This is a genomic window from Corallococcus terminator (genome assembly GCF_049194865.1).
GTDB classification, from domain to species: domain Bacteria; phylum Myxococcota; class Myxococcia; order Myxococcales; family Myxococcaceae; genus Myxococcus; species Myxococcus terminator_A.
Window position 1 is genome coordinate 123694 of the sequence record NZ_JBLZWL010000136.1, and the last position, 12974, is coordinate 136667.

Sequence of the window (12974 nt, forward strand, 5' to 3'; positions counted from 1 at the left end):
TGCCTCCCGGCGCCAGGGGGGCGCGCTATGGTTCAGGAGCGCGGCCGGAGCGCCAAGAGGAGGAACATGGCTGTCAGGGTGGGCATCATCGGGAGCCATGGTCTGGAGCAACTGTTGGGGCTCTCTGGTCGGTTGGAGACCCACACCCTCGAAACCCCCTTTGGTCCCCATGCGGGCCCCCTCTTCTCCGGAGAGCTGGACGGCGTCTCCGTCGTCTATGTGCCCCGCCACGGCGCGGGCCATGTCTTCAACGCCACCCGCGCCCCCTACCGCGCCAACCTCTTCGCGCTGAAGCAGCTGGGCGTCACCCACGTCCTGGCCACGGGCACGGTGGGCAGCCTCCAGGAGCACCTGCCTCCGCTCCAACTGGTCGTCCCGGACCAGGTCATCGACCGCACCTACCGCCGCCCCTGCACCTTCTACGACGACCTCGCGGTCCACGTGGAGCTGGACTCGCCCTTCTGCGGCACGCTCCGTCAGGTCCTCGCCAACGCGGCGACGGCCAGTGGCGCCGTCGTGCCCACCCAGGCGACGTATGTCTGCGTCGAAGGCCCCTCGCTCAGCACCCGAGCGGAGAGCCTGCTGTACCGACAGTGGGGCGCGGACCTGGTGGGGATGACGGCCATGCCCGAGGCGCGGCTCGCCCGCGAGGCGGAGCTGCACTACGCGCTGGTGGCGCTGCCCACGGACTACGACTCCTGGCAGCCGCTGCCCCCGGGGCAGGAGCACGAAGCCCTGCTGGCGCGGCTGTCCCACAACGTGCAGGCCGTCACCACCAAGGGGGCCGCGCTGATCCGCCGCGCGCTGCCTCGCATCGCCGAGGCTCCGTCCGCGTGTCGCTGTGACTCCGCCCTGGCGATGGCGCTGTGGACCGAACGCTCCCGCATCCCCGACGAGGTGCGCTCCCGCCTTCGTCCACTGCTGGGCAGATATCTTCCGCCGAACGTCGTCTAGCCGGACGAGGGCTCGCCCGGTCGCCTGCTGCCAACGGGCGTCCTCAACCCCACCTTCCGTTACCCGAAGGTCGGGGGCGAGGAGGGAAGGATGCGGCTGCCACGGCTCAAGTACCTCACCTGGCGTGAGTTCACCCGGCGCTTCGTGAAGGAGTTCCAGGAAGACACCGTCACGGACATCGCGGCGCAGCTCTCCTACTACCTGCTGTTCTCGCTGTTCCCGTTCCTCTTCTTCCTCGTCACGCTGGTGGCGTATCTGCCCTTCGCGCCGGGCGCGGTGGACGCGATGCTGGACCGCATCCGCCCGCTCGTCCCCGGAGACGCGCTGGGCCTGGTGACGCAGCACCTGACGTCGCTGGTGGATCAGCCCCGGCCCAAGCTGCTGACGGTGGGTCTGCTGCTGGCCTTGTGGTCGGCCTCGCGCGGCGCGGATGCCCTGCGCAAGGCGCTCAACCTGGCCTACGACGTGCCCGAGTCACGTCCCCTGTGGAAGACGCAGGGGCTGGCCATGCTGATGACGCTCGTGGGCACCCTGCTCATCCCGCTGTCCTTCGCCGTGTTCCTGCTCGGTGGCCGGCTGGGGGCGTGGCTCGCGACGCGGCTGCACGTGCAGGAGGCCTTCTACGTCGTCTGGTCCTGGGTGCGCTGGCCGTTCACCGCGGGCCTGGTGATGCTGGCGCTGTCGCTCTGCTACTACCTGCTGCCGGACGTGAAGCAGCGCTTCAAGTACATCACCCCGGGCTCCATCTTCGGCACGCTGGTGTGGATGGTGAGCACGTGGGGCTTCACGCAGTACGTGGAGCACTTCGGCAAGTACAACGTCACCTATGGCTCCATCGGTGGCGTGGTGGTGCTGCTCCTGTGGCTCTACATCTCCGGGCTGGTGTTCATCCTCGGCGGCGAGCTGAACGCCATCCTCGAGCACGCCTCGGCGGAGGGGAAGGAGAAGGGCGCGCGCCAGTTCGGCGAGCCCGCTCCGGCGGAGCCTCCCATCAAGACGCCCGGGGCCGCCAAGAGCGCGGCGAGTGCGAAGCGCTCCCGGCTGGCCTTCTGGCGCTGGAAGCACCGCGTGGCCCGGGGCAAATCCCCCGAGCCATCCGGCGCCGAGCTGGAGCGCGAGCCACCGTCCAGCCTGCACTGAGCCCTGGTGGGGAGCCTACTTCCCGCCCAGCTTCTGCTTGATGGCGGGGAGCTGCCCCGGGCTGTTGTTGCTGCCGCGCAGACCCTTCTTGGAGATGAACTCCTGCAGGTCGGAGATGCGCTGCTTGTTGGTGGGGTGGGTGCTCAGCCACTTCATGACGCCCGGCGTGCTGCCCTCCTGGGCCTGGAGCTTCTGGAAGAAGCTGATGAGGCCCTTCGGGTCGAAGCCGGCGCCGGAGGAGTAGCGCGCGCCGTACTCGTCGGCCTCCAGCTCCTCGCTGCGGCTGTGCGCCAGCATCGCGCCGCCACCGACGAGCTGGGCGGCGACCTGGGCCGCGGCGCCCGGGTTCTGTCCCAGCGCGAGCTGGGTGACGGTCTGCAGGCCCATCTGGTTCACCATGGCCCGCGCGGAGTGACGGCCGACGACGTGGCCCGCCTCGTGCGCCATGACGCCCGCCAGCTCCGCCTCCGTGTCGGCGGCCAGGATGAGGCCCGTGTAGACGTAGAGGTAGCCGCCCGGCGTGGCGAACGCGTTCACCGTCTTCGGGTCGTCGATGACGTTGATCTTCCACCGCACGCCCGGCCGGTCCTTCGTGGCCTGCTTGATGATGGGCGCGGAGAGGTTGCGGACGTACTCGACGATGGTCGGGTCCTCCACGTACTTGATCTTCTCCTTCTGCTCGAGCTCCGCCTTCACCTGCTTGCCGATGTCCTCCTCCTGCTCATCCGAGACGAAGGTCTTCGCGAGAGCCTTCTCCGCCTGGACGCGCTGTGTGGTGCAGCCCGTCGTGACACCCATGAGGAGGGCCAGGCTCCATACCGCCGAGAGAATCCGCTGCATGACCGAGGACGCCTTTCTTTGCCGGTTGATGCGTTGAGACCGCGACTTGCCCGGACTCTTGGGCAGCGTCCGCCTCCTCGGCAAGTCCCTCGTGTGGGTTCCGACGCGATGAGTGGGGCTCGCGGGACTCCTGGCACCCGGGAGCCGGAGGGCTCGGATGCCTCGCGGGGCCCCCGCCGGGTCTTGCGCTGCCCTGGCGACGTACGGAGGTTCTGGGGGTGAAGGGTGGTGGCCTTGATGTCGCGTCCGGTCTGGGTGGGCTCGCTGAGCTTCGGCCTCGTGACGCTCCCGGTGAGGGTGCACGGCGCCGTCGTCTCCCGGCAGGTCCAGTTCCACCTGCTGCATGACGCGGATGGCGCGCGCATCCAGAACAAGCGGGTGTGCTCGGCGGATGGCGAGGAGGTGCCGCTGGAGCACGTGGTGCGGGGCTACACGCTGGCGGACGGCCGAAGCGTCACCGTGACGAGCGGGGAATTGGACGCGCTGGAGCCCGTGGCCAGTCGGGTCATCGCGCTGGAGTCCTTCGTGGACCCCATGCAGGTGGATGACCTGCTGGTGGACACGTCGTACCACCTGGTGCCCGACAAGGGCGCGGAGCATGCGCACGCGCTGCTGGCGGCGGGCCTGCGCGAGTCGGGCCGCGTGGGCGTGGGGCGATGGGTGCTGTATCAGAAGGGGCACCTGTGTCTCGTGCGGCCGCATGGTCGGGGGCTCGTGCTTTCCACGCTCCATGCCGTGGATGAAGTGGTGTCCCAGGAGCGGCTCTCCGAACTGGAGCAGGGGGAGTCGGCCCTCGAGCCCGGCGAGCTCGCGGCGACGCTGCGACTCATCGAGGCGCGCTCCGCCGACTTCGAGCCCCGGAGCTACCCGGACGTCCACCGTGAGCGGGTGATGGCCTTCCTGGAGCGCAGGGCCCGGGCGCAGGCTCGAACGCGAAGGGTCGCTCCCGAGTTGGCGCCGCGCGAGACGGAGGAAGGGGCGTCGCCGGGAGCGCCGGAGCGGGGTGTGGACGCGCTCCTGGCGGGTCGAGCGCCGCCGCCGATGGAAGGCGCGCTCCGGCTGCGACCCCGGATGGCGGCCCGGGAGGTCCGAGCCCCGAAGGGTGATACGCCGACTCCGAAGACGACTCCCGAACGAGAGGACGACGAGGACGGTGAGCCGTCACCCTGAACGGGCTGGCTCGCCGCGACCTGTCCCCTCCAGGCGGTGCGCGGGGACCCCGGCGGTGATGATCGCCCGTGGGGGGCCTCGGGGGCGGAGGCGCGCGGTGTGCTGTCGAGGCCGTCCCGGACGTGTGTGCCTGCCAACTTGAGCAAGAAATGCGTGGGCGGGGAGGGCGCCGGTGCTATGTGCCCGAGGGGATGCCTGAGTTACCCGAAGTAGAAATCGCCCGGCGCAATCTGGTGCGCTGGTTCGATGGACGACGCCTCGTGCGCGCGGATGCGGATGATACCCGCGTCTTTCGCGGCGCCGAGCGCGGCGCCTTCGCGCGACTTCACGGGCGGCTGGAGTCACTCGTCCGCCGGGGAAAGTACCTCCTCTTCGCCTTCGAGGAAGGCCGGGGCCTGCTGGGCCACCTGGGCATGACGGGCAAGTTCGTCCGGCGTGCGGAAGCGGACGTCGTGCCCTACAGCCGCGCCCGCTTCCACCTGGACAACGGGCAGGTGCTGCACTTCGCCGACGCGCGCATGTTCGGCCGCATGGAGCCGGCCGCTTCCTCGGAGCTGCGCTCCCTGGACGTGGTGAAGGCCCTGGGACGCGATCCACTGGCGGACGGCCTCACCTCCGGACAGCTCGCCGAGGCCGTGGCGTCCTCGAAGCAGGACCTGAAGGTCGCCTTGATGGATCAGGCGCGCATCGCCGGCCTGGGCAACATCCACGCCGCGGAGGCGCTGTTCCGCGCCGGCCTCCACCCCGCCCGCAAGCCCTCCACCCTCGCCCCCGACGACTGGAAGCGCCTGGTCCAGGCCATCCGCGCCAGCATCGACTTCGGCCTCGAGGAGCAGGAGGGCGAGGAGCCCGTGTACCTGGAGGATGGGGGCTCCGAGAACCCGTTCCTGGTGTATGGGCGCGGTGGCGGCCCGTGCTCCAAGTGCGCCTCGCCGGTGGAGTCCTTCACCCAGGCGGGACGCACCACTTATGCCTGTCCGAAGTGCCAACCCCGGGGGAGGACAGGGAAATGACCCTGGACGTCCTGTCGTTCACGGCGCGAACTCGCGGCCCGGTTGGCGTTGACACCCCCCTGTCCCGTGGCTTGAATCGCCCGCCTTTCCGACCCGGCCGCCCAGAGCGGCCCTGGAGATCGTTGCCCATGTCTCACGTCCTGCTGGCGGCGCTGCTCGTCGCTTCCTCCACGGCCACCGCCCAGGTGCCGGCCGGGGGCACGCCTCCGCCCGCGCCCGCGGAGGCCGCGCCCGCCCCCGCCCCCGCCGAGCCGCCGGCTGTCTCTGTCTCCCCCGCCGCGCCCGCCGCCGTGCAGCCCCCCGCCGCCGAGGGCGAGTCGGTCACCCGCGACGACCTGGAGGCCACCAAGCAGGAGCTGCGCGGAGAGATTCGCGCGGAGGCCGCCAAGCAGTCCCTCAACGGCGAGGAGTGGAGCGAGGAGTACCCGGAGGAGAAGCGCAAGCTGGAGGTCTTCACCCTCGACGGCTACTTCCGCCTGCGCCCCACGCTCTTCTACAAGTTCGACCTGGGCAAGCTCCCCGGCCAGGAGATCTTCCCGGCCTTCTCGCCGCGCCGGGGGGAGAACACCCAGTCCTTCGCGACCATGCGCCTGCGCCTGGACCCCACGTTCAACGTGTCCGAGCAGGTGAAGATCAAGCTCCAGGTGGACGGCCTGGACAACGTCGTCCTGGGCTCCACGCCGGACACGCTCTACCCGGGTGACCAGCGCAACATCTTCACCATCTTCTCCGAGGACCAGGAGTCGCTGGGCGACACGCTGTCGGACTCCATCAAGCTGCGCCGCGCCTACGGCGAGGTGAACACGCCGGTGGGCATCCTGCGCTTCGGCCGCATGGGCAGCCACTGGGGCCTGGGCATGCTGCGCAACGACGGCAACTGCTTCGACTGCGACTTCGGCGACACGGTGGACCGCATCCAGTTCGTCACCGAGCCCTTCGCCGGCTGGTACGTGACGCCCATGCTGGACTTCAACTCCGAGGGCTCGCAGTACCGGGGCGGCGCCCAGGGCGCGCCGGTGGACCTGACGCAGGCGGATGACGCCCACAGCTGGGTGCTCGCCATCGCCCGCCGCGACACGGACGCGCAGATCCGCTCCAAGCTGGACAACAACCAGGGCGTGCTCCAGTACGGCCTGCACTTCACGTATCGCACGCAGAACTACGACAACGTGAAGGACGAGAACAACCAGCCCACGGGCGCCTTCATCCCCCGCGACGCGACGCTGTACATCCCGGACCTGTGGCTGCGGTACGAGGAGCGCAACTGGCGCCTGGAGTTCGAGCTGGCGGCGGTGCTCGGCAACATCGGCAACCGCGCGCTCCTGGCGAACCAGACGACGTTCGACCAGAGCCTGCGCGTGGCGCAGTTCGGCGGCGTGGCGCAGGGCGAGGTGAAGGTCGCGGACAACAAGCTGACGCTGGGCCTGGAGCTGGGCTTCGCCTCGGGTGACAAGGCGCCGGGCTTCGGCAACAACCCGGGCCGCCAGGGCTCGGGCTCCAACGGCTACACCGACCCCGGTGACGTGGAAGGTCCGCAGTACCGCTGCGACGGTGGTGGCTGCTCCGACTCGGCCATCCGCAACTTCCGCTTCAACCGCGACTACCGCATCGACCTCATCCTCTGGCGCGAGCTGATTGGCGGCGTCACCGACGCGTTCTACGTGCGGCCGTCCGTGAAGTACGCGGTGGCGCCGGGCATCGACCTGTATGGCCGCCTCATCTACTCGCAGGCGCTCTACGCGGAGTCGACGCCGTCCTTCACCAGCAAGTCGCTGGGCGTGGAAGTGAACGCGGGCGTGGACTACACCACCGAGGACGGCTTCCTCGCCGGCATCGCCTACGGCATCCTCTTCCCGATGGGCGGTCTGCAGGCCTACACGGACGACCTGAAGGCCGACCTGGAGACGCCGCACAGCATCCGCGGCTGGCTGGGCGTGAAGTTCTAGCCATGAAGCGCGCCCTCACGTCGCTCGGGGTCGCCACCGTCCTGGTGTTGGGGATGGTGGCGTGCGGCATCAAGGGTCCGGCCAAGCCGCCACTGGCGGCGCCGGTGCCGGCGACGGAGACCCCTCCGCCGCCGTCGGACACCGCGCCCGTAAGCGTGGAGTCCTCGGGACCGTCGATTACTTCGACGCTGGATGGCGGGGCCGTGACGCCCACCACGGCCGTCGACGCTGGGACACCGTGAGCTCTTTTCCGTATCGCAAGGGCGTGCTGCACGCGGAAGCCGTGCCGCTGCCCGCAATCGCCGACGCGGTGGGCACGCCCACCTATGTCTATTCCACCGCCGCGCTGACCCAAGCCTTCCGCGCGGTGACGGAGGCCTTCTCCGACGCACGGCCCCTGGTCTGCTACTCGGTGAAGGCCAACTCCAACCTCGCCATCCTCCGGCTGTTCGCGGGGCTGGGCGGGGGCTTCGACATCGTCTCCGGCGGAGAGCTGGCCCGCGTGCGGCATGCGGGTGGCGAGGCCGCGAAGACGGTGTTCGCGGGGGTGGGCAAGACGCTGGAGGAGATGGAGGCCGCGCTCGCCGCGGGCATCCTCCTCTTCAACGTGGAGAGCGCCGAGGAACTGGAGGCGCTGGACGCCGTGGGCCGTCGCCTGGGTCGCCGCGCGCCGTTCGCGTTGCGCGTCAACCCGGAGGTGGACCCGCGCACGCACCGCTACATCGCCACCGGGCTGAAGACGTCCAAGTTCGGCGTGCCCTTCGAAGAGGCGGTGGCCCTCTACGCGCGCTCGAAGAAGATGAAGGGCGTCAAGGCCGCGGGCCTGGACTGTCACATCGGCTCGCAGCTCACCCAGAGCTCGCCCCTGCGCGCGGCGCTCACCAAGGTGGCGGGGCTGTACCAGGAGCTGAAGGCGCAGAAGCACGCGTTGGAGTACCTGGACGTGGGCGGCGGCCTGGGAATCACCTACTCGGACGAGACGCCTCCCTCGGTGGCGGAGTACGCGCGCGTCGTGCTGGCGGCGACGAAGGACACGGGCGCGCGACTGGTGCTGGAGCCGGGGCGCTCGCTGGTGGGCAACGCGGGCGTGCTGCTCACGCGCGTGCTGTACCGCAAGCAGACCCCCGCCAAGCAGTTCACCGTGGTGGACGCGGGCATGAACGACTTGCTCCGCCCGGCCCTCTACGAGGCCCACCACGCCTTCGTCCCCCTGGTGAAGCGGCGGGGCAAGGCGGTGGAGGTGGACGTCGTGGGGCCGGTGTGTGAGTCCACCGACGTGCTGGCCAAGGCCCGTCCCCTGGTGCTCCCCCAGGCGGGCGAGCTGTACGCCTTCCTCAGCGCCGGGGCGTACGGGATGAGCATGGCTTCTAACTACAATTCCCGCCCCCGGCCGGCCGAGGTCCTGGTGGACGGCGAGGCGTGGCGCGTGGTGAGGGAGCGGGAGCGCACCGAGGATCTCTGGCGCGGCGAGCGGGCCTGAACATATAAGCGCCGGAATGAAGACCTTCGAAGGTTCCATGACGGCGCTCGCGACTCCGTTCCGGAACGGCGCGCTCGACGAGTCGGCCTACCGGGCGCTGGTGCGCCAGCAGATTGAGGGCGGCACCAGCGTGCTGGTGCCCATGGGCACCACCGGCGAGTCCGTCACCATGAACGCCGAAGAGCGGGCCCGCGCGGTGCGCGTGGTGGTGGAGGAAGCGAAGGGCCGCGTGCAGGTGCTGGGCGGCGCTGGCTCCAACAACACCGCGGAGGTGATTGAGAGCGTGGGGCGCGTGCGCGACGCGGGAGCGGACGGCTCGCTCATCGTCACGCCGTACTACAACAAGCCCACGCAGGCGGGGATGGTGGAGCACTTCCGCGCGGTGGCTCGCGCGCACCCGGGCTTCCCGATTGTCGCCTACAACGTCCCGGGCCGCACGGGCGTGGACCTGCTGCCGGAGACGGTGCAGCGGCTGTGCGACTTCCCGGAAGTGGTCGCCATCAAGGAGGCCACCGGCAACATGGCCCGGGCGGTGGACATCCTGGAGAAGTGTGGCGACAGGCTGACGCTGTTGTCCGGCGACGACTTCACCGTGCTGCCCTTCCTCGCGTGCGGCGGCAAGGGCGTCATCTCCGTGTCCTCCAACGTGGCGCCCCGGCTGATGGCGGACCTGGTGGCGGCGGGCCGCTCGGGTGACTTCACCAAGGCGCGTGAGCTGCAGGTGAAGATGAACAACCTGCACCGGCTGCTCTTCGTGGAGTCCAGCCCCATCCCCGTGAAGTGGGGGCTGCACCTCTTGGGACTCTTCGGTCCGGAGGTGCGCCTGCCGCTGGTGCCGATGACGGGGCCCAACGCGGAGAAGCTGGGCGACGAGCTGCGACACCTGGGCCTGCTGAAGCACTGAGCGCCACGACACGACACCGAGGAGCGCGGCCACATGATTCGCACCGTCATCACCGGCATCACCGGTCGCATGGGCAGCACGCTGCTGCGCCTGACGCGTGACGCGGAGGACCTGCAGGTGGTGGGCGCCACGGAGCGGCCGGGCAGCACCGCGGTGGGGCTGGACGCGGGCCTCGCCGCTCGGCTGGGCGCGCTGGAGGTGCAGGTGGTGGATGACCTGGCCCGCGCGCTCGACATGGCGAAGGCAGACGTCGTCATCGACTTCACCAGCGCCGAGGTGAGCGTGGCCCACGCGAAGGCGTGCGCGGAGCGCGGCGTGGCCTTCGTCTGCGGCTCCACGGGCTTCTCACCGGAGTCCTCGGCGCTGCTGGCGGAGAGCGCGAAGGCGATTCCCATCGTCGCCGCGCCGAACATGTCGGTGGGCGTCAACCTGACCATCCGCGTGGCCGCGGAGCTGGCGCGGGTGCTGGGGCCGGGCTTCGACGTGGAGGTCCTGGAGGCGCACCACCGGATGAAGAAGGACGCGCCCAGCGGCACCGCGCTGCGGCTGGCGGAGGTGCTCGCCTCCGCGCTGGGCCGCACGCAGGACGACCTGACGTTCGCCCGTCAGGGCCAGATTGGCGCCCGGCCCGCCAGCGAGATTGGCGTGCAGACGCTGCGAGGCGGGGATGTGGTGGGTGAGCACACCGTGTACTTCTTCGGTGAGGGCGAGCGCATCGAGCTGACGCATCGGGCCACCAGTCGAGATCAATTCGGCCTGGGGGCCCTGCGCGCGGCGCGCTGGGTGGTGGGCCGCCCTCCGGGGCTGTATGACATGGCCGACGTGCTCGGCTTCCAGAGGACCTCATGACGACCGCCCGCTACTGCCGCTTCCTCCACGAAGGCCGCGCGAACCATGGCCGCGTCGAGGGCGCCGAGGTGGTGGTGCTCTCCTCGGCCCCCTGGCTGGCCGGGGTGAAGGACACGGGCATCCGCCGCTCGCTGTCGGCGGTGACGCTGCTGGTGCCGTCGGACGCATCCAAAGTCGTCTGCATCGGCCAGAACTACCGCAAGCACGCGGAGGAGATGGGCAAGCCCGTCCCCACCGAGCCGCTCATCTTCACCAAGCCCTCCACCGCGCTCAACGGCCCGCGCTCGCCCATCCGCATCCCCAAGGCGAGCCAGGAAGTGCACTACGAGGCGGAGCTGGCGCTCGTCATCGGCGAGCGGCTGAAGAACGCCGACGAGACGACGGCCGCGCGCGCCATCTGGGGCCTCACCTGCTTCAACGACGTCACCGCGCGCGACATCCAGAAGCGCGAGACGCAGCACACCCGCGCCAAGGGCTACGACACGTTCGCGTGCGCGGGCCCGTGGGCGGTGACGGGGCTGTCCCCGGCGGACCTCCAGATTTCCTGCCGGGTGAACGGGCAGGTGCGCCAGGACAGCCGCACGTCCGACATGGTGTTCAGCCCTGCTCGGCTGGTGGCGTTCATCTCCCACATCATGACGCTGCTGCCGGGGGACCTCATCAGCACCGGCACGCCGTCGGGGGTAGGGAAGCTGTCGGCCGGTGACTCGGTCGAGGTGGAGATCGAGGGAATCGGGACGCTCCTCAATCCGGTTGAGCTGGAGCCGTGAGCACCATCATCTATGTCGGGTTGGGCTCGAATGAGGGGGACCGCGAATCCCACCTCGTCGCCGCTCTCACCGCGCTGTCCCGCATCGACGCGGTGGCCGTGCTTCGTTGTTCCTCCCTCTTCGACAGCGCCCCGGTGGGGCCGCCGCAGCCGCGCTATCTGAACGCGGTGGTGGCGCTGGACTGCGATTTGTCGCCGCAGCGGCTGCTCGTGATTCTTCAGCAGATTGAGAAGGACCTGGGCCGGCGGCGCGAGCAGCACTGGGGCCCGCGCACCATCGACCTGGACATCCTCTTCTGCGAGGGACAGGTGGTGGCCGACCCGCACCTCCAGGTGCCGCATCTGGAATTGCACAAGCGGCGCTTCGCCCTGGAGCCGTTGGCGGAGCTGTCGCCTGCCTTGCTGCACCCCGTGCTGGGAATGACGGTGAAGGAGCTCCTCGGGAAACTCGCCCCGCAGGATGTCCGCAGGAGTGAGGCCACCGCGTGGCCCGAAGCGAGCCTGTCGAGCAACGAGACATGAACCTTTCCCTGGCCCTGGCCACCGCGGCGCTGCTCGCCGCCGAGCCTTCCCCGTTGCCCCCTGGTCACCCGGTCGTCCCTCCGGGGACCCAGGTGTCGCCCGCGAAGCCGTCCGCCGCCATGGGTGGTGGCGCGCTGCCCGAGGGCCATCCTCCGGTGGAGGGCGGGGCCGCTCCCGCCGCCGCGCCCATGGGCGAGCTGCCCTCTGGCCATCCCCCGCTGTCCGGCACCGGCAAGGCGCCTCCGTCCGCGGAGGAGCTGTTGCGTCAGCTCGACTCGACGGAGGGGCTGCAGGGGCGGGAGAAGACCTTCGAAATCGCGGCGTCGCTGGGGCGCCTGTACTACCTGAACGGCCGCAACGCGGAGGCGGCGACGTACCTGCTGCAGGCCGACGAGCGCGCGAAGCCGGTGCGGGACTTGTTCCTCGCGCAGCGCAAGAAGCTGGGCAAGGCGCCGCTGGCCACGGCGGAGGCCGCGGGCTGCGGCTTCACGACGGGGCAGGCGCTGGAGGCGATGGGCGAGGTGGCCCAGGCGCGCGCGAAGAAGGGCGACGTGGCGGGCGCGGCGGCCTGTGCTCGCGGGGCGCTGGAGCCCGCGCTGGAGACGGCGGTGATGCGCGCCAACGCGCTCTTCCTCTCCGGTGACGCGGCGGGCGCGCTGGCCGCGTATGTCGCGGTGCTGGACGTGGAGCCCCGGCACGAGGAGTCGCTCTACGGGCGCTCGGCGGTGCTGTTCGAGACGAAGGGCGAGGACCTGGCGGCGCTGAAGCAGGCGCGCGAGGGCTTCGAGGCCGTGCAGGCGATGAACCCCAACTCCTCGCGCGCGGCGGCGGCGAAGCGGCTGGCGACGCTGGCGGACGAGACGGTGAAGGCGGGAGGCCGCTCGAAGCTGCTCGCGTCGCGCGCCGAGGACCGTCGCATCCGGCTGGCGCAGGCGCCCGTGGCCCAGGGGCCGGACGTGCCGCGCCCGCTGACGAAGGAGATGGTGGACGCGGTGCAGAACACCGAGCGCACGCCGGAGCTGGAGCAGGGCCTGGCGAAGCTGGTGGACGAGGGCGAGGAGCACCTGGCGAAGGGGCGCTTCCAGGAGGCGCTCGGCAACTACACGCGCGTGGTGCCCTTCCAGCCGGAGAACGGCCGCGCGAAGGCGGGCATGGCCTGGGCGCTGGTGGGCCTGGGACGTCCCATGGCCGCGCGCGTGTGGGGCGTGGCGGTGCAGTCGGACCCGTCGTCGGTGGAGCAGCTGGGCGACACCCTCAAGGCCAAGGGCGACGAGAAGGGCGCCAAGGCCCTGTGGGAGAAGCTGGCCTCGGACGCGCCCAACTTCAACAAGGCGTCCATCCAGGCGAAGCTCACGCAGTAGGCGTCACGAGGAGCACGGGCGTCATG

At 70.4% G+C, this 12974-nt stretch carries 13 protein-coding genes; 12 read left to right on the plus strand and 1 reads right to left on the minus strand.

Annotated features, from left to right (window positions below; genetic code table 11):
• Nucleotides 1–66 precede the first annotated feature (66 nt).
• Together ACN469_RS40260 and ACN469_RS40265 are read left to right on the plus strand one after the other, a co-directional pair.
• Complete coding sequence (locus tag ACN469_RS40260; RefSeq protein ID WP_498777132.1) at nt 67–954, plus strand: MTAP family purine nucleoside phosphorylase; 888 nt, start codon at nt 67–69, stop codon at nt 952–954.
• 90 nt (nt 955–1044) lie between these two features.
• Nucleotides 1045–2094, plus strand: coding sequence for a YihY/virulence factor BrkB family protein (locus ACN469_RS40265; protein ID WP_498777134.1), 1050 nt, complete (start codon nt 1045–1047; stop codon nt 2092–2094).
• 15 nt (nt 2095–2109) lie between these two features.
• Here the strand turns inward: ACN469_RS40265 and ACN469_RS40270 are convergent, their stop codons facing one another.
• Nucleotides 2110–2934 (minus strand): M48 family metallopeptidase, encoded by an 825-nt coding sequence (locus ACN469_RS40270; protein WP_498777136.1) that lies wholly within the window; start codon nt 2932–2934, stop codon nt 2110–2112.
• A gap of 237 nt (nt 2935–3171) precedes the next feature.
• On the opposite strand from ACN469_RS40270, the gene ku reads away from it, so the two are divergent.
• The 10 genes from ku to ACN469_RS40320 all read left to right on the plus strand — a co-directional run bounded on the left by ku (nt 3172) and on the right by ACN469_RS40320 (nt 12948).
• On the plus strand, nt 3172–4104 hold the full coding sequence (ku, locus tag ACN469_RS40275; protein WP_498777138.1) for a non-homologous end joining protein Ku: 933 nt from the start codon (nt 3172–3174) through the stop codon (nt 4102–4104).
• A 191-nt stretch (nt 4105–4295) separates the two neighbouring features.
• Nucleotides 4296–5117 carry a bifunctional DNA-formamidopyrimidine glycosylase/DNA-(apurinic or apyrimidinic site) lyase gene (gene mutM / locus ACN469_RS40280; protein WP_498777140.1) on the plus strand — a complete coding sequence of 274 codons (822 nt, stop codon included), beginning with the start codon at nt 4296–4298 and terminating at the stop codon, nt 5115–5117.
• Nucleotides 5118–5245: 128 nt separating this feature from the next.
• The gene (locus ACN469_RS40285; protein WP_498777142.1) at nt 5246–7063 is read left to right on the plus strand and encodes a TIGR04551 family protein; all 1818 of its coding nucleotides are present in this window, start codon (nt 5246–5248) and stop codon (nt 7061–7063) included.
• Nucleotides 7064–7065: 2 nt separating this feature from the next.
• On the plus strand, nt 7066–7305 hold the full coding sequence (locus ACN469_RS40290; protein ID WP_498777144.1) for a hypothetical protein: 240 nt from the start codon (nt 7066–7068) through the stop codon (nt 7303–7305).
• Nucleotides 7302–8543, plus strand: coding sequence for a diaminopimelate decarboxylase (lysA, locus tag ACN469_RS40295; RefSeq protein WP_498777146.1), 1242 nt, complete (start codon nt 7302–7304; stop codon nt 8541–8543). The genes ACN469_RS40290 and lysA overlap by 4 nt, the downstream gene beginning before the upstream one ends.
• A gap of 16 nt (nt 8544–8559) precedes the next feature.
• Entirely contained in the window at nt 8560–9447 is an 888-nt protein-coding gene (dapA, locus tag ACN469_RS40300; RefSeq protein ID WP_498777148.1) for a 4-hydroxy-tetrahydrodipicolinate synthase, read from the plus strand.
• A 33-nt stretch (nt 9448–9480) separates the two neighbouring features.
• Nucleotides 9481–10296 carry a 4-hydroxy-tetrahydrodipicolinate reductase gene (dapB, locus tag ACN469_RS40305; RefSeq protein WP_498777150.1) on the plus strand — a complete coding sequence of 272 codons (816 nt, stop codon included), beginning with the start codon at nt 9481–9483 and terminating at the stop codon, nt 10294–10296.
• The gene (locus ACN469_RS40310) at nt 10293–11066 is read left to right on the plus strand and encodes a fumarylacetoacetate hydrolase family protein (RefSeq protein WP_498777152.1); all 774 of its coding nucleotides are present in this window, start codon (nt 10293–10295) and stop codon (nt 11064–11066) included. Before dapB ends, ACN469_RS40310 begins: the two co-directional genes overlap by 4 nt.
• A complete protein-coding gene (gene folK, locus ACN469_RS40315) occupies nt 11063–11587 on the plus strand; it encodes a 2-amino-4-hydroxy-6-hydroxymethyldihydropteridine diphosphokinase (protein ID WP_498777154.1) in 525 nt (174 codons plus the stop codon). The genes ACN469_RS40310 and folK overlap by 4 nt, the downstream gene beginning before the upstream one ends.
• Nucleotides 11584–12948 carry a tetratricopeptide repeat protein gene (locus tag ACN469_RS40320; RefSeq protein ID WP_498777156.1) on the plus strand — a complete coding sequence of 455 codons (1365 nt, stop codon included), beginning with the start codon at nt 11584–11586 and terminating at the stop codon, nt 12946–12948. The genes folK and ACN469_RS40320 overlap by 4 nt, the downstream gene beginning before the upstream one ends.
• Nucleotides 12949–12974: the final 26 nt, after the last annotated feature.